Raw genomic sequence first — 19,859 nt, forward strand, 5'->3', positions numbered from 1 at the left:
ACATAAGAAGAGTATCTAAAAGAAATTCTACCCATTGTAGTTAACGAAGGAGATTTGCCCTTATGCTGACCATTAGTCTGAAAGAATTTAAAAACCTATTTCAAAGCATACGTTCCATCATAATCATCTGCATCCTCTTTGGAGTCACCTTAGGAGCCGCCAAACTAGTCAGTAATTTTCAAGGCCAGCTTGATCAACTAGGTTTTGGAAACAATGCTTATGCCACTGGAGCGACTATCATTGTGATCCTTGCCGGACCGCTTTTCGTTTTAAGCTTATCGCATAATGTGATCAATCAAGAGCTCAGTTCCAGAACAATAAGATTTATAGCTACCAAAACGACGAGGTTTAACTTTGTAACAGGTAAAATGCTGGGCGTTACCCTTTTTTGGATCACCTGCTTACTCATCGCTTTCCTCCTTATCATTCCGTTTTCCAAAGCATTCTTTTTCCTGGAATTCGCTCAAACCTTTATTTTCATCTTATATTACGTCGGTCTTTCGATTCTGTTATCGACGCTGATTCCTAAACCGTCCTTATCCATGTTTATAGGGGTTAGCGGCGCTGTTGCTTTTACTGCGCTGGGGTTCTGGAGTATGGCTTCCGATAACATTTTTCTAAAAATATTCAGCTTTATCACTCCTTATTTTTACTATAGTCATGGGGAGGAGTATATGGCGTTTCCTGTCCTTTTGTTCCCGATTATATTTCTAGCTATCAGCCTATTTGTTTTTAAGAGGAGAGATTTGTAATGTACGCGGTTGAAACCTACCAGTTGTCGAAAGTCTATGGAGATAAAAAAGTCGTAAATGAAATCAACTTACAAGTGAAAAAGGGAAGTATCTTCGGTTTCTTAGGTAAAAACGGAGCCGGTAAATCTACTTTCATTAATATGATAACCGGATTAACCAACCCTACTTCAGGTTCTTATACTCTCCTGCCAGACCAAGGGTCCAGTGCAGATGAATTACGCAGCAGGATCGGGGTATTACCTGACTACTCTACGTTCTACGATGATTTAACAGCCCTGGGACACTTGAAATACTTCAGCAGAATATTAGGACTGAAGGTAAGCAAAAGCCACATGGAAGACTTATTAAAAAAAGTGGGACTGGAGGATGCAGTCAACCAAAAGGCGAAGAAATTCTCATTCGGTATGAAAAAGAAACTCGGCCTTGCGCAGGCTTTAATCAATGATCCTGAACTTCTTTTTTTAGATGAGCCGACTTCAGGTGTGGATGCGAACGCTATTCTGAATTTCCACGAAATCATTCAAGATATTGCGGCCCAGGGAACCACCATCTTTCTAACCTCCCATAACCTCGATGAGGTAGAAAAGTTGTGTGATGAAATCGCGATTATGGATCAAGGAACAATAAAAACCCAGGGAACTATGGCACAGTTAAGGGACGATTTTCAAAGTAATATCACGGTTCATATCAAACATAGCGAAATACAGGCTGATGTGAAAACACCTCTCATCCAAGAGCTTAAAACCTATGGTTCCGAAGTGGAAGTATCCAGTAAACATACGGGCCTTGTCGTATCAAATGAGCAGACCATTGCTGCAATCAACAGGCTTTACTTAGAAAAGGGTATTGATATATTCAGAATAGAAGTTAATGAACCTACATTGGAAGAAATATTCTTAAGCACAGGTGAAGATAAACAAAGTGCTTAACTGTCCTTCAGAAGACCGGCCGATGTGTGAAGCCTTCAGGGCCGGCTGCCACCGATAAACGGAACATGATCCTCCCCATTTAAGATAGACATTAATCCATGAAAAAGAGGTGGAGAAAATTCTCCACCTCTTCATTCAAAACATCCCCGGGTTAATCATTTCCGGAATATAGAACGCGACACTCGGAATAAATGCGACGACGAGCAGGACAATGACGACGACCGTAATATACGGAACGACAGCCTTAAACGACCGTTCAATCGGCAGTTTTCCGATTTTCGCTGCCAACAGCAGACACAGCCCATACGGTGGTGTCACCAGGCCGACGGCGAGCGTCATGATCGTTATGATCCCTAGCAGGACAGGGCTGATATCAAACGTCAGCGCCACTGGAAGCACAACAGGAATGAACAGGATCATCGCTGGTATCGCATCCATGAACGTACCGACGAACAGGAAGAAAGCGATGATGATCAGCAGGAAGACCCACTTGCTGTCGATGTTATTGGCAAAGAACTGCTCGGCCCACATGGACAACTGGTAGTAGCTCATCAATTCTCCGAGTGCGTTGGCAGCAGCCAGAGCGAACAGGGACAAGGAACTCAATGTGAGCGTATCAACTAGGATTTTCGGGAAATCCTTCAGCTTCAACGTCTTATAATAGAACATCCCGACGATGACCGTATAGATGGAGGCGAACGCGGCCGCTTCGGTCGCTGTGAAAATCCCAGTGATGATTCCGCCAATCAGGATGACCGGCGTCATCAGTGCAGGAATAGCGTCGAGAAACTGTTTCATGAAGTTGGACATCGATGCTTTCTGATACGTCGGATACCCGCGTTTCAGCGCCAGTATGTAGACGATGACCATCATGCTGATCCCGATAAGCACGCCTGGAATGATCCCGACAAGGAACAAAGCTCCGACCGACACGTTCGTCAGCCCGGCATAAATGATCATCGGAATACTTGGCGGGATGATGACTCCGATTGTTGAGGAGGCAGCGGTCACACCGACTGCGGTACCTGTGTCATACCCCTGCTTTTTCATATTCGGAATCAAAATTTTCCCCACACCCGCGGTATCCGCCTGGGACGCTCCGGATACACCAGCGAACAGCATCGATACTAGAATATTGGCGTGGGCAAGTCCTCCGCGGATGTGGCCGACCATCGACAGTGAAAAGTCGATGAGCTTCTGCGAGATCTGGCCGCTGTTCATCAAGTTCGCGGCGAGAATGAACAATGGTACCGCCAGCAGCACGAAGGAATCGAGTCCGTTCAGCATTTTGACAGGGACGGTGACTTCAGGAATGTAAGGCACGTTGATGATCCCGGTCATGGCAACGATTCCGATGACAAAGGCGATCGGAATGCCGATAATCATCAACAGGACGAACAATAAGACTAAGATAGGACCAATCATTCTGCCACCTCCTCTGTGTTGAAGTTTTTAACGTTGCGAATGATATGGGCGAGGGTGTAGATGGCCATCGTACCACCCATGATCGGAACGGAAATCCAGACGTAGCCCATTTTCACCTGTGGCAGGGAGACCCAGTTGTAGTTCCAGAAATTCTGGCACGCTTCGATGCCGTAATAGAAAATGGCGATACTGAATACGAGAAGAATGAGATCATTAAGCAGGTAAAGACTGTTTTTCCCCTTTCCTTTCAGCTTCTTCAACAGGAAGTCGAATTGGAAATGCTCTCTTCTGTTCAACATGACAGCTGCTCCCATAAAGACGGACCAAATGAATGAATACGTGGCGACTTCTTCTGTCCAGACAGCGGAAACCCCCATGAACCGGGTGGCCACCTGGATGATGATGGTGACGAAAAAGGTGATCAGAAACAGGACGCCGACGGTCAGCTGAATTCTTTCTAACCATTTAATCAATATCAGAACCTCCTTGGTTCAAAGAAGATAAAAGGAAAGGGCACAGCGACCGTGCCCGGGCTTCCCTTCTTTACTTTATTTCTCTAATTTTCTCTAAAAGATCGGTCACGCCGATTTCTTCGGCACGTGTATCCTGGATCGGTTCAGCAATCTCCATGAACGGCTCACGGTCGATTTCGTTCACTTCTGCTCCGTCATCGATCGCCTGCTGTTTGTATGCTTCTTCCTGCTCATTCACCTCAGCACGTTCTTTTTCTACAGACGCCTCAGCAGCATCCATGATCGCCTGCTTCTGCTCGTCACTATAGTTCTCGAACTTCTTGCCGTTGATCAAAAGAAAGCGTGTCGTATAGTCGTGGCCGGTTTCTGTGATGTATTTGCCGTTATCTGTTTTGTGATGGTTCTGCTGCACGAAGTATGGATAGGAGTTTTCTGCTGCATCGACAACCCCCTGCTGGAGACCTTGATACAATTCACCCCAGGCGACAGATGTCGGAACAGCACCGGTTTCTTCCCAGTAGTTCGCGACGGCACCGGACGTCTGTGTGCGGTATTTCATCCCTTCCAGATCAGCCATGGATTCGAGCGGTTTTTTGCCGTAGTAGTGACGGACACCCGCGGACCAGTAGCCGAGCAGTTTGAAGTCGTTGTTGGATTTCTCATTGATCGTCTCGGCCATCGTTTCACCGACTTCCCCGTCCACGACACTTTCCCAGTGGTCATAGTTTTCGAAGACGTAAGGAAGGGCGAAAAGATCGATTTCCTCGATGCCCGTCTTGGACATGAAGCCTGGAGATACGAGCACAACATCTGCTGCACCGAGCTTCAATTTTTCCACAAGTTCCGATTCACTCGTTCCAAGAGTTCCGGCGTGAACTTCCACTTCGATGTTGGCGTCCGCGCTTTCAGCCGTTTCCTTAAAGGCTTCCATTCCCACTTGATACGGGTTCTCCGGAGACGTCTGGTTGTGGGCGGCGACGATTTTCAGCTTGTCTCCGTCACCCGTCTCTCCGCTCGCTTCCTCCTCGCCACCACTGCATCCCGCTAAAACGAATACCCCGGCGAACAACATGAACAACAATAGAGATAAGGTCTTTTTCACTTTTTACGTCCTCCTTTATATTTGAATCCGCTTACACATGAAGCGCCAATTGCTCGTAAAACTGCTGGGCACGATCCACATACATTTCCGCTTTTTCCTGGAGTGCCTGATAATCGCTGTCGGTCTTCAGTGCAGAAGCTTTCACAAGCTGGCTTCCGATGCCGACGATTCCGGCTCCATTGGCGAAGTACTCTTCCATATTCTCGAGATGGATGCCGCCGGTCGCCATGATGGACACTTGCGGGAGCGGGCCGAGCACATTTTTGATATAGGAAGGACCGACTGTGCCCGCGGGGAAAATTTTCACCGTTCCGGCTCCTGCTTCCAGCGCGGTCTGGATTTCCGTTGGTGTCAAAACGCCTGGAATACACGGCAGACCATATCGGTGGACGAGCTCGATGGTTTTCACATTCAGTGTTGGAGCAACGACAAAGGCCGCACCGGCTGCAATCATTTCTCTCGCTGTCTCCGGATCAAGCACCGTTCCTGCTCCAACGAGCAGCTTCCCTTCAAAAGCATCGGCCGTTTTACGGATAAGCTTCGCCGCACCCTTCGTTTCTGCGGTGATTTCAATCGCCTGGATACCGCCGTTGACGAGAGCTTCAGCAATCTTCAGGATATTCGTTTCATCTGCCTGGCGGATGACCGGGATGATCCGGGCCTGCTTCAAACGTTCTGCTGTATTCATTGGCTTTCCCTCCTATTCCAAATTCGCGTGGCGTGCCGTCATTTGTTCGTTGGAATCTTCCTGATCCGATACCGCCTGAATGATTACGGCATCCAGCAACAGATGCACCGATTGATCGAACTGGTTGCCGAGTGGCTGAATGGTTGCCGGTTCATCCGGAAGTCGTTTTTTCGTAGCTGCCGGGATGACGAGTGCCGAGTCACTGAGCTCAGCGATGGGGGACGTTGGATTGGTTGTCACAGCGGCAATGGCTGCTCCTGCTTCCTTCGCTTTTTCGGCAAAGGATTTCAAGGATCCGGTCGTTCCAGATCCGGAAATGACGACAAGCAGGTCACCTGCTTCGATGTTCGGTGTAATCGTCTCTCCGGTAACGTAGACGGTATAGCCGGCGTGCATGAGACGCATCGCGAAGGCTTTGCCCATCAAGCCGGACCGCCCTTCGCCGGAAACGAAAATCCGCTTTGCTTTCTGCAGCTGATCCGCCAGATTTCCGGCCTGGGATTCATCTACATTGGCCAGCACTTCCTGGATTTCACCGCTGACTGTACTGATGGTGGTTTTCATAGTCATTCATGGCTCCTTTCAGGGACTCCGCCGCTTTTTTCGTGTTGGCTTGTTTCGTAATCGCACTACCGACAATGATCGTATCCGGCCCTTCCTTCAAAATCCCGGGAAGGGAATCGGCGTTAATCCCACCGGCGACCGCGACTTCCAAATCCGGGTGTTCCTTTACGAGCGAAAACAGATCCTCTTTTTTCATATCACCGGTCTGCTGCATGTCTTTACCGAAATGGAGGCTGACTAGATCGACACCCAGTCCGGTCAGCTCCTTAATGCGTCCCGGGTCGGTGACGCCAAGCAGATCAATCATGATTCTGCCTCCTGTTTCTTCCGCTACCTTCAGCGTATCGACGATCGTCTGATCGGCGGAAAACGCCATGACTGTCGTAATATCAGCACCGGCGCGGAACGCCTGGGCAGCTTCATGTTTTCCTGCATCACACGTTTTCATATCTGCGACGAGCGTTTTATCCGGGTATCTGTCTTTGATCTCACAAACGACCGCCATCCCGTATTCCTTGATGACCCCTGTTCCAACTTCGATCCAGTCAATAGTTGAAGCGGTTTCATCAAGAATGTGGAAGCATTCTTCCCTAGTCAGGCGGTCGAGGGCCAGCTGCAGGTTCATCTTCTCACCTCACCTTTCCACTAATTTTCGTTCACCTAATTGAACAAGGACATCTTCCAGTTCCGGTAGGCCTTCATTATCTCCGTACACACTGACGACCATCGATCCAATCGTGTTGGCGAACTGCAACGTCCGCTTCAACGACCAGCCGTGCAGGACGCCGTAAATGAAGCCGGCATCAAACCCGTCTCCTGCACCAACCGTATCGACGACCTTTTTCGGAGGGACCGCGGCCAGCCGCAGTGATTCTCCGTCCATCGAAGCGAACGCTCCTTCACTCCCCTGCTTGATCGCAACCGTTGAAATGCCGTAGCGCTGGCACGCGGCAACGATCTCTTCCTCACGCTCCACACCAAGCAGCAGTTCCGCTTCCTCTACGCCCGTCAGCATAATATCGACGTAAGGCAGCAGCTGCGTCAGCGCTTTTCTCGCTTCCTCACGGCTCCACAGTTTGAGACGGATATTCGGATCGAAGGAAATGAGAGCACCGTGATCTTTGGCGACGGTCATCGCCCGTTTCAACAGCGGTATGTTTTTCTCCGGCTCAATGGCCGCAAACACCCCTGTAATATGTAACACCTTCGTCCTGCGGAGGGCTTCAATGTCGAGCGTCTGCTCAGTCAGTGTCTTCGTCGGGGAGTTCTGCCTGTAATAAAACGTACTCCCACTCCCATCCTCCTTGATTTCCTTAAAATTCAAGGACGTTGGATAGCCGTCCATCAGCTTGACCGCGGAAATATCGATGCCTTCCCCACGGGCCGTGTTGCGGATGTACCGGCCGAACTCGTCATTTCCGAGGCGGCTGATCCACCCCGTTTTCAAACCAAGGCGGGCACAGCCGATGGCGACATTGAATTCCGCCCCTCCTGCTTTTCGTTCGAATGTATGCACATGCCGCAGCGGGCCGTTCTTTGATGGATCGAAGGTGATCATCGCATCCCCGATCGTCATCACGTCGTTCATGTCCATTCCTCCTCCCTGTAGACTCGTTAGACGGAATCCCGGACCATCAGCTTCGGCTCGAAGCGGTAGAACGGACTCATCTGTTTATCCTTCTTCTCGATCTTATCCAGCAGAAGCTCTGCACCCATGCGTCCCATTTTGAACGTCGGCTGGGCGACCGTTGTAATCGACGGCGTATAGAAGCTTGCGAACGATACGTCATCGATGCCGATGATGGCGAGATCCTCCGGTACCCGTAGACCTTTGTGCTTCACATATTTCAATACTTCGATCAGTACGAGATCGTTTCCGGCAAGAATCGCATCCGGCGGCTGTTCCGTCTGCAGGAGCTTCTCCAACGCCTCCTGCATCTCATCCTGATCGGCGCTGACGATGTATTCCTCCTCAACGGCCAGACCGTTTTTTCGGAGGGCGCTTCTATACCCTTCAATCCGCTCCATCCTCGGCGTGACATGATTGAAAATCGATGTCGTCACCATGCTGATCCGCTCGTATCCCTTCTCAGCGAAGTGGTCGACCGCAAGCTCTGCCGCCCTTTCGTTATCCAGCATAACGGCGGTCACCGGCATTTCTCCCACCTTCCTATCCAAAAAGACGACCGGATAAGACGCGTCCAGCATCTGCTGGTACAAGTCGCGGTTATCTCCGGTAGGGAAAATGATAAGCCCGTCCACTTGCTTGGCCCGGAGCATTTCGATGTAGTGCTTCTCCTTCACCGGATCATCATCCGCATTACAGATGATCGTGTGAAAATCTGCACCGTGACAGGCGTCTTCAATTGCCCTTGTCACTTCTGTCGTGAAGTTGTGCAGGATATTCGCCACGATGACGCCGATCGTCTTCGTGGACTTCTGCTTCAAGCTCCGTGCCACGAAGTTCGGCTGATAGCCAAGCTCCTCAATGGCCTTCTGGATGCGTTGCTTCGTTTTTTCTCCCATGTAGTCATAGCGTTTATTCAAATACTGCGAAACGGTACTTTTAGATACTTCTGCTTGTTTCGCAACGTCTGCGATGGTTATCTTTTTCATTGGAATCTCCACATTTCTGTTTTACTAAATCGGTTTAGTAAATCGATTTAGTTGTATTATAGATTTTGTGTAAGCGTTTTACAAGGGGTTTCTTAGTTTTTTCTAAATTTATAGAAAATTATAGCGTCAACTTTACAAATAGTGGATAAAAACACAGTATTAACGACTTTATTTTGGTATATATGGCGGAAAGAGGATATTAAGATAAAAAGGAAAAGCATCCCCTGCTTTCCCCTTCCAAAAATAAAGTCCATCATCCACGTCCAATTTCAATCCTATCGCTCACCCGTTCATAACGCATAAACCGGCTGTCATCCGGAGAAATCCCGGCCAATCGGTAGACTCCCACGAACCGGTAGCGGTGAAAACCGAGGTTGTCCTTATACTTCGCAAACACCGCCCGTTCCTGCCCAGACTCCACCTCTGTTTGATACGTTTCTTTCCGCTGCGTTACAATTTCCTCATCTTCATGCGACTCATCAATATAGGACCAGTCATCAGCAAGGATATTCAGCCAGCCCGCCGCTGCCGATTTTGTCTGCCCTTGGTCAACGATTGAAAGCTTGGGGCACCAGAGCCACATGTTTTCACGTATCCGAAAATAACTGCGCTGGTACCTTTTCGCGTTCTTCCCGAAAATCGTATTGGCAATATCTTTAATATCTTGAAAGGTGATGGAATCATAAATGGACAAATGCGACTGCCCCCGGCAAAGCTCTAACTCTTCTTCATACGTATGCCAATGCAGCGGTTCTTTTTCCATCTGCTCACGAATACGATCCGTTACTTCAACAATCCTCGCATGCAGGGCTTCTATAGACAGCGTTGCATCCAAGCGGAACACTTGGAAATTCCCGATTTCCTCTTCCTTCACTGCTGATAGGATGTCGTCCATCCGCAGTCGATCCTGTGTTTGATGGTTTTTATGATAGGCTTCATCCACTTCTATCCCGATCTGCAGCTGTGGGAAATACAAGTCCATCAGCGCATAGCCCTCACGACGCTTCACATACTGCTGGGTGACAGGTTTGAGGTTGAGGTTGTCCAGCTTGTGCCAGATCGCTGTCAGGATGTAATTTTCATAGTCTTTCTTTTTTGTTCGAGCAAAGGTTTTCACTAGGTATTCCCGCTTGTTCACTGAACATCATCCTTTTCACATAAAAAAACAGCCCGCATCGGACTGCTTTTCATTATATCTTATCCGCTCCATCCACCAGTGTCTTAAAATGATAGACCGCTCCAACGATATTGGCATGGGCCCCGTACCGGCAGATCCTCAGGTTCGGAATAAGCTGTGCCTCTTCTATCGAATGACGCAGACCACTCAATTTCTCCTCCACATTCGCCACTAGATCATGGCGGGCGCTGATGCCGCCTCCAATTAAAATCACTTCAGGATCATGAGCATACTGAATGTTGTGGATTCCTACAGCAAGCATCGTATAAAATTCATCAATGACTTCCCTACAAAAAGCATCACCGTCTTCCGCCATCTGAAAGACCTGTTCTCCGGTGATCGAAGAAGTCTCGACACCTTGATGCGCTGCCACCTTCCGGACCATCGATGAGGTCGAAGCGGCCTCACTGAAGGTGTTCAGGCCATTCCCGAGATTTTCCCCATTTATGATCATATAGCCGAACTCCCCACCGTGGAGATGGGCCCCTTTTTGGATGCGTCCGTGATGAAGAACCGCACCGCCGATGCCTGTCCCGAGTACGACAACCGCAACGTGCCCGATACCAACTGCTGCTCCGGACCAGTATTCAGCAAGTGCCGCACAATTGGCGTCATTTTCAATCGTAACGGGACGTTGAAAAATCTGCGCCATATCTTCCTTCAAGTTTGGACCGTGGATATACGGGACAGCACTGGAACCTTCTATAATCCCCTCTTCCGTGACCGATCCGGGGGAGCTGACGGCTACGCCTTGTAGGTCCCCAGAACATTTTTCGAGAGCCGACTGGATGAGAGCATACAAGCCTTTCAAGGAGGAGGGCGTCCGTTCTTTCCAATGGCTCAGAATTTCTCCGTCCATCGTCACCTCAGCAAATTTCACATACGTTCCGCCGATGTCTACACCCAGCAGCTTAGAAGCCATTGTTCTTGCTCACTCCCTTGAACCAGTGACCGCTTTTTTTCAGGGAACGCTGCTGGGTCTCCACATCCACCCTGTAAAAGCCGTAGCGGTTTTTATAGGCGTTCAGCCAAGACCAGTTATCGATGAATGTCCACATGTGGAAACCATAGCAGTTTGATCCCTCCCCGATCCCTTTATGGAGCCACTTCAAATGCTCTTCGAGAAATTCGATCCGGTAATCATCATGAATCATACCGTCCTCATCCATGAAGCGCTCTTCATCTGAAACCCCCATCCCGTTCTCTGCGACGTACCACGGGATGTTGTTGTAGTGATCTTTGATATTCAACGCAATATTATAGAGTCCCTTTTCATAGATTTCCCAGCCTCTGTATGGATTCATCCGGCGCTCCGGCCATACATACGGATCGAAGAAATGCTCAGGAAGAGCCGGATTGGATACCGGGTGTTCTTTCGCCTGTACACGGCGCGGCTGATAATAGTTCACACCTAAAAAGTCCACCGTATGAGAAGCGATCGTCTCCATATCACCCTCCACATAGTCGGGAAGCATGTGATGCTGGTTTAACAGAGCGGTCAGCTCCGCTGGGTAACGGCCGAGCACTGAAGGATCCAGAAAGCTTCGGTTGAAGAAAAGATCCGCTGTTTCCGCCGCTTTTTCGTCAGCTTCATTATCGCTGCGCGGATACGAGGGTGTAAGGTTTAAAATGATGCCGATCTTTCCATCGTGGCCCAGCTTTCTATACTGTTCAATAGCTTTGGCACTGGCAAGCATGGAGTGAAAAGCGACTTGGACCGCCCGCTTCATATCAACGACACATGGGTAGTGATAATGGTTCAGGTAGCCCATTTCCACGGGAACGATTGGTTCGTTGAACGTCGTCCAGTCTTTCACCTGGCCGCCAAACAGCCGGAAGGCCTCCTTCGCATAATGAACGTAGGCTTCCACGACTTCCCGACTTTCCCAGCCACCTTTTTCCTGAAGATGCAGAGGCATATCAAAATGATAGAGGTTGATGATCGGCCGGATGCCTTTTTCCAACAGTTCATCAATAAGCGATTGATAAAACTGGACCGCTTCCGGATTAACGTTACGGCCGTCCGGAATGAGGCGCGCCCATGACAGGGAGGTGCGGAAGGAGTTCATGCCAATGTCCGCCATCCGCTGGACATCCGTTTTGAATTGATGATAGAAATCAGAAGCGGTGCCTGGACCGACCTCGTGAAAAAATTTCTCCGGTTCGATAGTATACCAGTAATCCCAGATGTTCTGTGCTTTCCCGCCTTCCTGTGAAGCCCCCTCCGTTTGTGTGGCGGAGGATGCGGCTCCCCATAGAAATCCTTCCGGAAATGAATAGTCCATTTCAGTTCCTCCTCTCATTTTAGATGGCTTTGTTGTCGAGGGCATGAAGGATGGCCCTGGCACACATGCTGTTGGACCAGGCAAACCATTCCCTCGTATACATGGATGGGTCATCCGTGTGGAAGCCTTCATGCATATAGCCGGTGCCCGCATCTGTCCGCTCGAGCATATCAATCAAGCGCTTCAGCTCCTCCCGGTCGTTCGTCGTGAGCGCCTGCATCGAGATTCCGAGATGCCAGACGTATCCTTCCGGGGTATGCGGACTCCCAAGCCCTTCAGCATACGCTCCTGTATAAAAGTAGGGATTATCCTTACTCAAAATAAAGCGGCGCGTATTTTGATAAATGGGATCATCCATCGAGCGGTAGCCTATATATGGAATCGATAACAGGCTCGGTGTGCCCGCATCATCCATGAGTGCGTAGCTTCCGAACCCGTCTGTTTCATACGCATAAATCTTCCCGAATTCGGGGTGCAGGTACGTGCCGTGAATCTGGATTCCTTGATCGATCTCCTTATGCAGCTTGGTCAGGCGTCTTAACAGTCTCTGCTGGTTGCCCTTGTAGCGAAGCATTTCTGCCATTTTTCCAAGGACGACAACAGCGAACATGTTGGCCGGGATGTGATAGCCGTACGCGCACGCATCGTCGCTCGGACGGAAGCCGGACCACGTCATTCCTGTGTAGCGAACCCGCGTCCCCCTTCCATTGTTTTTCAATGTATCAATATCGGGACAGTCGTCTCGTTCAAATGTATAGCTCGATCTCTTTTCATGATCCTGTTCGATTTCCCACACCGTCACAACCATATGAAGCGCGTGCAGAAACGATGTGCCAAGGATCGTATCATCTCTCGTCTGTTTCCAGTATTCATAAATCAGGTTCAGGGAGAAGCATAAGGAATCGAGCTCATACTTACGCTCCCACACCCAGGCGGTCATCTCCGCTTTATCGTCGTCATTCCAGTGCGCATGGTTGGGCGCCTCATTGAAAGCATTCGTGTAAGGGTCGTGCTGAATGTAAAACAAATGCCTGTCGATTAATCCTCGAATCAAACTCCGCAGGTCCCTGTCGATGGACAGATACGGAAGGTATGGGCTGACCTGCTCGGCCGAATCCCTCAGCCACATGGCCGGGATATCTCCGGTAAAAACGAAGGTCGTGCCATCATCGAGCAGTTTTGTCGTCGTTTCCAGCGTGTTCGGAAAGCAGTTTTGAAAAAGCTGCTGCAATTGAGGTCGATGGCTGAGCTGTTCAGAGGTCTGGTCGATTACATCATAAATAACTGGTGGTAATTTCATCTGCTTATCCTTTCACGGCACCTGCCGTCATGCCTTTAATAATTTTCTTATAGAATGCGAGGTAGACGATCAGGACAGGGAGCACAGTGACCGACATGGCCGCCATCATCTGCGGGTAGTTCACGGTATACTGGCCGTTGAAATTCGTCAGCCCGACCGGCAGTGTCCGCAGCTCCGGGCTCTGGATCAGCACGAGAGCGAACGGGAATTCATTCCAAGCGGTTAAAAAGCTTAAAATCGTAGCGGTGGCGATGACCGGACCGGCCATCGGGAATATGACTCTGAAAATAACCTGGAACGTATTACAGCCGTCCATGATTGCCGCCTCTTCGATCTCTTTCGGAATCTGCTTGATGAACGTTTCGAATAAGAAAATTGCAATCGGCAGTCCGAACGCGACATACGGAAGAATGAGCGTATACGGCTGGTTCAGCAGTCCAGTGCTTCGAAACTCAATAAAAATCGGGACGAGAAGGCCGTGAATCGGAATCAGCATCCCGAACAAAAAGAGTACATAAATGATCGTTCTCCCTGGAAAGGCGAAGCGGGCAAGCATGTACCCAATGATGAACGCGAGAAATATGATTAAGAATACCGAAATGAAACTGATGTAGACGCTGTTAAAAAAGTAGTTGTGCAGCTGACCAATTTTGAACGCCTCCACGTAGTTGGAGAAGTTCCATTCCGACGGCAGCGACAAGATGTTCAGCGTAAACTCGGACTGCGTTTTAAAGGATGAATAGATCATCCAGACAATCGGAAAAATGGCCGAAAGGGAGAAAATGAAAAGCAGAGTGTTTAACGTCGATTTTCCAATCCAGGCAAAAGCCCTCATTCTTCTCCCCTCCTTCCTATCCATTGACTGATGCCGATCAGCAGTAGACTGAGGACCAGCATTCCGATGGAAACGGCACTGCCGTACCCTAATTCAAAGCGTTCAAAGGATACATCATAGGCATACTGCGCCATCACCGTCGAACTGTTTCCAGGTCCGCCACCGGTCATGACGAAGATGTGATCGAACACTTTCATGTTGCCGGCAATACAAAGCATGATCGCGACTTTAAAGGTGTTTTTCAGCATTGGCAGCGTAATGTACAACGTCTGCTTCCACGAGGAAGCTCCGTCGATTTCGGCTGCTTCATAGAGCTCATCCGGAATATTCTGCATCGCTGCCATGAAAATGATCATGTAGAAGCCGATAAACTGCCAGATCAGCGGGATCGTGACCGCTCCCATGACGATATCCGGATCATCCAGCCAAGGCAGCACCCAGCCTTCCAGCCCGACCGCCTTTAGGACAAAGTTCAAAAGCCCGTAATTCTGGTTGTAGACCATCGACCATAAAAATCCGATGATGACCGCGGCCAGCACGTTCGGAATGAACAGGACCGTTCGGTGGAACTGCTTGAAATTCACCCAGGACCGTGTCAAAAGGACACTGATGAAAAAGGCGATGCCCACCTGCCCGATGACACTCATGATAATGATAAATATGTTGTTTCCAAATGACGTCCAAAACACCTGATCCCTCAGCAGCTCCCTGAAGTTATCCAGCCCCACGAAGGTCAGGTTCGGTCCACCCGACCAGTCGTAGAAGCTGTACCGCACAGCCATTAGCAGCGGTATGAGGACAACGAAGGCATAAATCGCAAGCCCCGGGAGCAGGTAAAAATAAATTTTGTGGTTACTCGGTTTGATTGCGCTTTTACCTACCATCCAATCACCTTCAACCCAATGTTATTGGCTTCCCTTCTCATACTCCGCCTGAATATTGGCAGCCGCTTCCTCCGGTGATACCTGACCGATCGTCATGTTCTGAAGGTTGGTATTCATCACTTCGATCAACGCCGGATCAAGCATCGTGTCATAAATCGGTACGTACTGATTGTTTTCAACAACACTCAAAATCTTCTTCGTCATATCCGGAATGTCCATCTCTTCTTTTCCAGGAACCGTCACAGCCGGAATCTGTCCTTTTTCAAGAATCAGCTTCCCTGCTTCCTGATTCGTTAAATGCTCGACAAGCTTCTTAATGTCCGCCAGCTTCTCATCGGAGACATTGGCGTTGACCGCATAAGCCCAGCCCCCACCACCGGAAAGGGTATCCGGCTCAGCCGCACCCGGAAGCTCTGGGAAGATCGCCACTTCGGTTGCTGCAAGAACATCCTCAGGGGCACTGCTTGTGATCGTACCCGCAGCCCAGTCTCCTTCGATAAACATCGCCGCTTCCTTGTTCATGTACATTGCCTGTTGTTCACTGTTATCAATGCTGTTCATGTTGTCGTTAAAGGCATCGTTTTTCGCAAGCTCATCAATCGCTCCCAGCGCCTGGACGAACGAATCATCCGTAAAGGCCGCACCTTCATGATTCAAGATGCTCTGGAACCAGTCTGTCCCGGTGTAGCGGCTGCCGAGCGTACTGAGGTAGCTGGAATTCAACACCCATTTCCCTTTGTTTCCGAGAGCAATCGGCGTAATGCCTTCTGCCTTCAGCTTGTCGACCGCTTCCATGAAGCCTGCCCAGTCCTGTGGAAATTCTTCGATACCGGCCTGCTCAAACAGATCTTTGTTGTAGTAAATCAAGTGTGTCGCCCCGCCTGATACCGGAATGCCGTACGTGCTGTCCTCCACTTGGAACGGTGTCAGCGTACCATCGACAAAAGTATCTTCACGCCCTTCCAGAAAATCGTCGAGCGCGATGATCTGCCCGTTTTCTGAGAAGGTCTTCGTCATCGAACCCTTAATGAGGAACAGATCAGGAAGTTCGTTCCCTGCCGCCAGCGTCTTGATTTTCGTTTCGTAGTTATCGTGGGACTGGATTTCCTCTTCAATTGTGATGTCCCCGTTCCCTTCCTTGAATTCCTCCAGCTTCTCCAGCTGTGCAGTTGGCGCCGGTTCATTCAGCTCTTTATTGTAATAGTGCATCATGGAAACAGCGCTGCTTCCCCCGCCCTCCCCGTCGGCTTCCCCCTGTGAACACGCAGCCAGCAATAAGACCAACATCATGAGAAGAACACCTTTAACAGATAACGACTTCATGATTCCATCCCCCTTAGGAAAATAAGATTATAGACAAATTATAGCGCTTACATTTTGATCTGAATGCCTCCTATTTTGCGCATTCATCTTCATTTTTGTTCAAAAAAAGACATTCATATCGAATGCCTTTCCAAATTCGCCTTGTATTCTTTTGGCGTCAGGCCGACGTTTGCTTTAAAGACCTTCACAAAATATTTATAATCCGGATAGCCCGTTTCCTCGGCCACCTTGTAAATCGGCAGCGCCGGAGAGGCCTTGAACATCTGCTTTGCCTTCTCCACCCGGTATTCATTCAGCCACTTCACAAACGTCGTCCCCGTCTCCTTTTTAAACATCCGGCTCAGATGCGAAGGCGAAACGAAGGAGTACTTCGCTAGTTCATCGAGTGTGAGCGGCTCATCATAATGCGCCTCCAAATAGTGAATCGTCCGCAAGACGAGCGCATTGCCGTGATTCTCCCGCCACGCCTCCGCCTCTTTCAACAGCTCAGCGAAGCTGGTCACCATCAACTCCTCCATATCCTTCAAATTGTCAAAACGGTTCAACGCTGTAAAAAGATCCTCCGCTTTTACCGGCAGCTGGGTGTCCTCCCTCGTGTAGAGGAGAAGCTTCAAGCACCACGTCCGGACTTCGGGAAGCGGAGTACGCGAAAGTTTAAAAGCACGGAACTGCTGCCGGAGCGCTTTTTTCACGTGCCCCGTATTTCCTTCGTTGATGGCTTTCATAAACGAAGGACCGTCAAAAAGAGCGCCGTCGCCGGCATGCGTGAGCTCCTCCCTCTGACCTGCTGCCATATAGATCGTATCTTTTCCTTCATAGCGTTTCCGTAAGAGCGCTGCTTTCGCTTCCTGCATCGGAAGTGGAAGCACCCGGGCATCCTGGAACTCGCGGCTCATGCCAATGGTAATACTGACCTGATAAGCTTTCTTCACTTTGTGGCGGAGCGCATGAAGGAGCGGCTTCACATTCAAGCTCTGAACACTACTGACGATAGCCCCGCACCGGAATGCATGAACAGGCCAGAACTGTACGGTATACTCAGGCAGCATCTCCTCGTCCAGAAAAAGCTGAACATCACGATAAAGCCTTTGGAAATCCTCCCCTTTCCACGTTTCTTTCAGGATCGGGTAGTCATCCACCTCTACAAAAAAGAGGCGGTGCTTTCCTTTCGTGAAGGAAATGCCCAGCTCACCCGACCGCTGCCAGAGAGTGTCGGAAACAAAGCCGTCCTCCTTCATCAGGCTGTTGAACCACTCTGTCCGCTCCTGATCCTGTGCTTTCGCCAACGTCTCGGACTTCGACTCGCGGTCCTTCTTCTGCATGGCAATCCTTGCCATCACGGCGGCAATCTCTTTTTTATCAATCGGTTTGATCAAATACTCCGTCACACCGAGACGGATCGCTTTTTGGGCATAGTCGAATTCCTGATAGCCGCTCAGTAAAATCGTAAAAAGGCCGGGGGAGTCTTCCTTCAGCTTCTGCAGAAGGGTTAAGCCATCCATCTTCGGCATGCGGATATCGGTCATGACCACATCCGGCCGGAAATGAGGCAGCCTGTCCAGCGCCTCCTGCCCGTTTTTTGCGGCTTCCACTTCGGTCACCCCAAGCTCGTCCCAGTTCATGGATGTGACCAGCCCTCTCCGGATGACCGCTTCATCTTCAACAATCAACAGCTTCATTCCGCCACCTCCCCTTTTTGTTTCACTACGACCGTCAGGCCGCCTTCGCTATTTCTATGAAAAGAAAGCCCGCAGTCCCCGCCACTATGAATGAGCACCCGTTCGTGGATATTCTTTAAGGCAAAGCCGCGTTTTCCTTTGATCTCCCGCTCCAGCAGCTCCTTCAATTCCTCCGGATCGGCTCCGACGCCGTTATCCTCCACAGTCATCTCCAGTTCATCCGCCACCCGCTGGATACGGATGCGGATGATGCCCTCGCCCTGCGGCTCGATGCCGTGGGAGATCGCATTTTCAATTAAAGGCTGAAGCACCATTTTGACCGTCGGCAGCTTCGAAGCATCCGGATCGACGTCAATGTCAAACTGGATCGTATCCTCGAATCTAACCTTCTGGATGTCCAGGTAGTGCCTTGCATAATTCACTTCCTCTTCGACTGTCCACACCTCTTTTTGATCCTTCAGAAGAAGACGGAACAGACGCGACAAGGCATGGACCATTTCTGAGGATTTCACCGCGTTCTCCATCTGGCCCATCCAGTAGATCGTATCGAGCGTATTATAGAGAAAATGAGGATTGATCTGCGCATATAATGCCTTCAGCTCCGCTTCCTTGCTCTTGATTTGAGCGAGGTACACCATATCGATGAGAAACGTGATGCGTTCGAGCATCGAATTGAAACCGGCACCGAGGTTATCTATCTCTCTCAACCCCTTCGGTGCATAACGGACGTTGAACTCCCGCTGCTCCACCTGCTTCATCAAGGACTGCAGCTCCTTCATTGGTCTCACGATGTATCTCGAAAACTGATACGCGACAAACGCACAGATGAAAAGGCTTACAATTAATGCCATAACAACAACCGCCGGAATGATCGTGCTGTCCTGCATCAACGCATCGAGGGATACGAGGTGAACCACCGCAAGCGACGTCCCTTCAATGGCACGGGTAGACTGGATGTACCGGTCCTTTTCGATCGTCCGCACCTCTGTCCCGCTGGACTGCACCGTCTCCTCTACATTTTCCAATATTTCAAGCGTGTCCCGGTCGTTGTAGAGCGTTCCCTTGGAAACGACGGTTTTGCCTCCGTGTAAAAGGAAATACCGGTCATAATCACCGGTCACCTTGCTTTGGAACAGCTGATCCAGATAGTTGCTGTGAATCGTGATCGTCAAATACCCCAGAGGTTCCGTCACGTTGTTCACGTTCTTCACGAGTCTTGAGTACGACAAACTGGAGGCGTCTTCATGGACAGTAAGCAGCCCTGCCCCGTTCAACTCATCCAGGCGCGCATGCTGTTCCTCCGACATCGCCGCTGTACGCGGACCGGTATGCACAAGTACGTCTTCCTCTTTTTCAATCTGCACGGAAAAAATGTAGTCCTTCGACCCGATTAAATGAAGCAGAAGCTGTTCGACGCTGCGCTTGTTTTCATTCAATTCCGCGGGTGTCACCGGCTCATTCGTCAGTAAATCCTGCCCCTGATCACTCTGGATGAAGAACAGCGTTAAATCATGAACATCCTCCAGCACGAAGGACAGGTTGGAGCCGATCTGCTCGACGACATTCTCATCCGCTGCTTTAAGCTTATCGATTGTCAGGTTCATTGATTGATAGTAAAAAAACACCCCTAAGGCGGTTAACGGCACAAAGATGATGAGTAAAGTGAATACGAAGATTTTCCCCTGCAGGCTGTCCTTGAATAATCGTCTCACGTCTATCAAATCCTACTTTTTTATCTTATTTTAGAGGAATTGTCGAAAAAAGCAATGCTTCTACGAGACTATAGTAATGGTTATATTTCCCTTATGGAGATTTGCTGTCGATGCA

The 19,859-nt window shown here is 49.6% G+C and carries 19 protein-coding genes; 2 read left to right on the forward strand and 17 right to left on the reverse strand.

All coding sequences use genetic code 11. From position 1 onward, the window contains the following. Positions 1–62 precede the first annotated feature (62 nt). Both ACXAD6_RS17945 and ACXAD6_RS17950 read left to right on the forward strand, forming a co-directional pair. Positions 63–752 (forward strand): hypothetical protein, encoded by a 690-nt coding sequence (locus ACXAD6_RS17945; RefSeq protein ID WP_474970076.1) that lies wholly within the window; start codon positions 63–65, stop codon positions 750–752. Continuing rightward, the gene (locus tag ACXAD6_RS17950) at positions 752–1,681 is read left to right on the forward strand and encodes an ABC transporter ATP-binding protein (RefSeq protein ID WP_474970077.1); all 930 of its coding nucleotides are present in this window, start codon (positions 752–754) and stop codon (positions 1,679–1,681) included. Before ACXAD6_RS17945 ends, ACXAD6_RS17950 begins: the two co-directional genes overlap by 1 nt. Before the next feature lie 135 nt (positions 1,682–1,816). On the opposite strand, the gene ACXAD6_RS17955 is transcribed toward ACXAD6_RS17950, so the two are convergent. The 17 genes from ACXAD6_RS17955 to ACXAD6_RS18035 all read right to left on the reverse strand — a co-directional run bounded on the left by ACXAD6_RS17955 (position 1,817) and on the right by ACXAD6_RS18035 (position 19,744). Next, complete coding sequence (locus ACXAD6_RS17955) at positions 1,817–3,106, reverse strand: TRAP transporter large permease (protein WP_206934818.1); 1,290 nt, start codon at positions 3,104–3,106, stop codon at positions 1,817–1,819. Further along, positions 3,103–3,579: a TRAP transporter small permease gene (locus ACXAD6_RS17960; RefSeq protein ID WP_474970078.1), complete on the reverse strand. Its 477-nt coding sequence runs from the start codon at positions 3,577–3,579 to the stop codon at positions 3,103–3,105. The genes ACXAD6_RS17955 and ACXAD6_RS17960 overlap by 4 nt, the downstream gene beginning before the upstream one ends. Positions 3,580–3,649: 70 nt before the next feature. After that, positions 3,650–4,681, reverse strand: a complete 1,032-nt coding sequence (locus ACXAD6_RS17965) for a TRAP transporter substrate-binding protein (protein ID WP_474970079.1) — start codon at positions 4,679–4,681, stop codon at positions 3,650–3,652. A 31-nt stretch (positions 4,682–4,712) separates the two neighbouring features. Further along, positions 4,713–5,369, reverse strand: coding sequence for a bifunctional 4-hydroxy-2-oxoglutarate aldolase/2-dehydro-3-deoxy-phosphogluconate aldolase (locus tag ACXAD6_RS17970; RefSeq protein ID WP_474970080.1), 657 nt, complete (start codon positions 5,367–5,369; stop codon positions 4,713–4,715). A gap of 12 nt (positions 5,370–5,381) precedes the next feature. Beyond that, a complete protein-coding gene (hxlB, locus tag ACXAD6_RS17975) occupies positions 5,382–5,939 on the reverse strand; it encodes a 6-phospho-3-hexuloisomerase (protein ID WP_474970081.1) in 558 nt (185 codons plus the stop codon). Beyond that, positions 5,902–6,558 (reverse strand): 3-hexulose-6-phosphate synthase, encoded by a 657-nt coding sequence (gene hxlA, locus ACXAD6_RS17980; protein ID WP_474970082.1) that lies wholly within the window; start codon positions 6,556–6,558, stop codon positions 5,902–5,904. The genes hxlB and hxlA overlap by 38 nt, the downstream gene beginning before the upstream one ends. A gap of 9 nt (positions 6,559–6,567) precedes the next feature. Next, positions 6,568–7,521 (reverse strand): sugar kinase, encoded by a 954-nt coding sequence (locus ACXAD6_RS17985; RefSeq protein WP_474970083.1) that lies wholly within the window; start codon positions 7,519–7,521, stop codon positions 6,568–6,570. Positions 7,522–7,547: 26 nt separating this feature from the next. Next, the gene (locus ACXAD6_RS17990) at positions 7,548–8,549 is read right to left on the reverse strand and encodes a LacI family DNA-binding transcriptional regulator (RefSeq protein ID WP_474970084.1); all 1,002 of its coding nucleotides are present in this window, start codon (positions 8,547–8,549) and stop codon (positions 7,548–7,550) included. A gap of 253 nt (positions 8,550–8,802) precedes the next feature. Continuing rightward, on the reverse strand, positions 8,803–9,687 hold the full coding sequence (locus tag ACXAD6_RS17995) for an AbaSI family restriction endonuclease (RefSeq protein ID WP_474970085.1): 885 nt from the start codon (positions 9,685–9,687) through the stop codon (positions 8,803–8,805). A 52-nt stretch (positions 9,688–9,739) separates the two neighbouring features. Continuing rightward, the gene (locus ACXAD6_RS18000; RefSeq protein ID WP_474970086.1) at positions 9,740–10,648 is read right to left on the reverse strand and encodes an ROK family protein; all 909 of its coding nucleotides are present in this window, start codon (positions 10,646–10,648) and stop codon (positions 9,740–9,742) included. Beyond that, positions 10,638–12,011 (reverse strand): glycoside hydrolase family 1 protein, encoded by a 1,374-nt coding sequence (locus ACXAD6_RS18005; protein WP_474970087.1) that lies wholly within the window; start codon positions 12,009–12,011, stop codon positions 10,638–10,640. The genes ACXAD6_RS18000 and ACXAD6_RS18005 overlap by 11 nt, the downstream gene beginning before the upstream one ends. A gap of 19 nt (positions 12,012–12,030) precedes the next feature. Beyond that, positions 12,031–13,311 carry a glycoside hydrolase family 125 protein gene (locus tag ACXAD6_RS18010; protein WP_474970088.1) on the reverse strand — a complete coding sequence of 427 codons (1,281 nt, stop codon included), beginning with the start codon at positions 13,309–13,311 and terminating at the stop codon, positions 12,031–12,033. Between the two features lie 4 nt (positions 13,312–13,315). Beyond that, on the reverse strand, positions 13,316–14,146 hold the full coding sequence (locus ACXAD6_RS18015) for a carbohydrate ABC transporter permease (RefSeq protein ID WP_474970089.1): 831 nt from the start codon (positions 14,144–14,146) through the stop codon (positions 13,316–13,318). After that, positions 14,143–15,030, reverse strand: coding sequence for a carbohydrate ABC transporter permease (locus ACXAD6_RS18020; RefSeq protein ID WP_474970090.1), 888 nt, complete (start codon positions 15,028–15,030; stop codon positions 14,143–14,145). Before ACXAD6_RS18020 ends, ACXAD6_RS18015 begins: the two co-directional genes overlap by 4 nt. 21 nt (positions 15,031–15,051) lie before the next feature. Then, positions 15,052–16,353, reverse strand: coding sequence for an extracellular solute-binding protein (locus tag ACXAD6_RS18025; protein ID WP_474970091.1), 1,302 nt, complete (start codon positions 16,351–16,353; stop codon positions 15,052–15,054). 113 nt (positions 16,354–16,466) lie between these two features. After that, entirely contained in the window at positions 16,467–18,032 is a 1,566-nt protein-coding gene (locus ACXAD6_RS18030) for a response regulator (protein WP_474970092.1), read from the reverse strand. Next, entirely contained in the window at positions 18,029–19,744 is a 1,716-nt protein-coding gene (locus tag ACXAD6_RS18035; RefSeq protein WP_474970093.1) for a sensor histidine kinase, read from the reverse strand. The genes ACXAD6_RS18030 and ACXAD6_RS18035 overlap by 4 nt, the downstream gene beginning before the upstream one ends. Positions 19,745–19,859: the final 115 nt, after the last annotated feature.

This window comes from Halobacillus sp. ABH2_015, from assembly GCF_056158945.1.

Coding starts and splice junctions, on each gene's coding strand:
- ACXAD6_RS17945 (WP_474970076.1), top strand. CDS start 63: ATGCTGACCATTAGTCTGAAAGAATTTAAAAACCTATTTCAAAGCATA.
- ACXAD6_RS17950 (WP_474970077.1), top strand. CDS start 752: ATGTACGCGGTTGAAACCTACCAGTTGTCGAAAGTCTATGGAGATAAA.
- ACXAD6_RS17955 (WP_206934818.1), bottom strand. CDS start 3,106: ATGATTGGTCCTATCTTAGTCTTATTGTTCGTCCTGTTGATGATTATC.
- ACXAD6_RS17970 (WP_474970080.1), bottom strand. CDS start 5,369: ATGAATACAGCAGAACGTTTGAAGCAGGCCCGGATCATCCCGGTCATC.
- hxlB (WP_474970081.1), bottom strand. CDS start 5,939: ATGACTATGAAAACCACCATCAGTACAGTCAGCGGTGAAATCCAGGAA.
- hxlA (WP_474970082.1), bottom strand. CDS start 6,558: ATGAACCTGCAGCTGGCCCTCGACCGCCTGACTAGGGAAGAATGCTTC.
- ACXAD6_RS17985 (WP_474970083.1), bottom strand. CDS start 7,521: ATGAACGACGTGATGACGATCGGGGATGCGATGATCACCTTCGATCCA.
- ACXAD6_RS17990 (WP_474970084.1), bottom strand. CDS start 8,549: ATGAAAAAGATAACCATCGCAGACGTTGCGAAACAAGCAGAAGTATCT.
- ACXAD6_RS18000 (WP_474970086.1), bottom strand. CDS start 10,648: ATGGCTTCTAAGCTGCTGGGTGTAGACATCGGCGGAACGTATGTGAAA.
- ACXAD6_RS18005 (WP_474970087.1), bottom strand. CDS start 12,011: ATGGACTATTCATTTCCGGAAGGATTTCTATGGGGAGCCGCATCCTCC.
- ACXAD6_RS18010 (WP_474970088.1), bottom strand. CDS start 13,311: ATGAAATTACCACCAGTTATTTATGATGTAATCGACCAGACCTCTGAA.
- ACXAD6_RS18015 (WP_474970089.1), bottom strand. CDS start 14,146: ATGAGGGCTTTTGCCTGGATTGGAAAATCGACGTTAAACACTCTGCTT.
- ACXAD6_RS18020 (WP_474970090.1), bottom strand. CDS start 15,030: ATGGTAGGTAAAAGCGCAATCAAACCGAGTAACCACAAAATTTATTTT.
- ACXAD6_RS18025 (WP_474970091.1), bottom strand. CDS start 16,353: ATGAAGTCGTTATCTGTTAAAGGTGTTCTTCTCATGATGTTGGTCTTA.
- ACXAD6_RS18030 (WP_474970092.1), bottom strand. CDS start 18,032: ATGAAGCTGTTGATTGTTGAAGATGAAGCGGTCATCCGGAGAGGGCTG.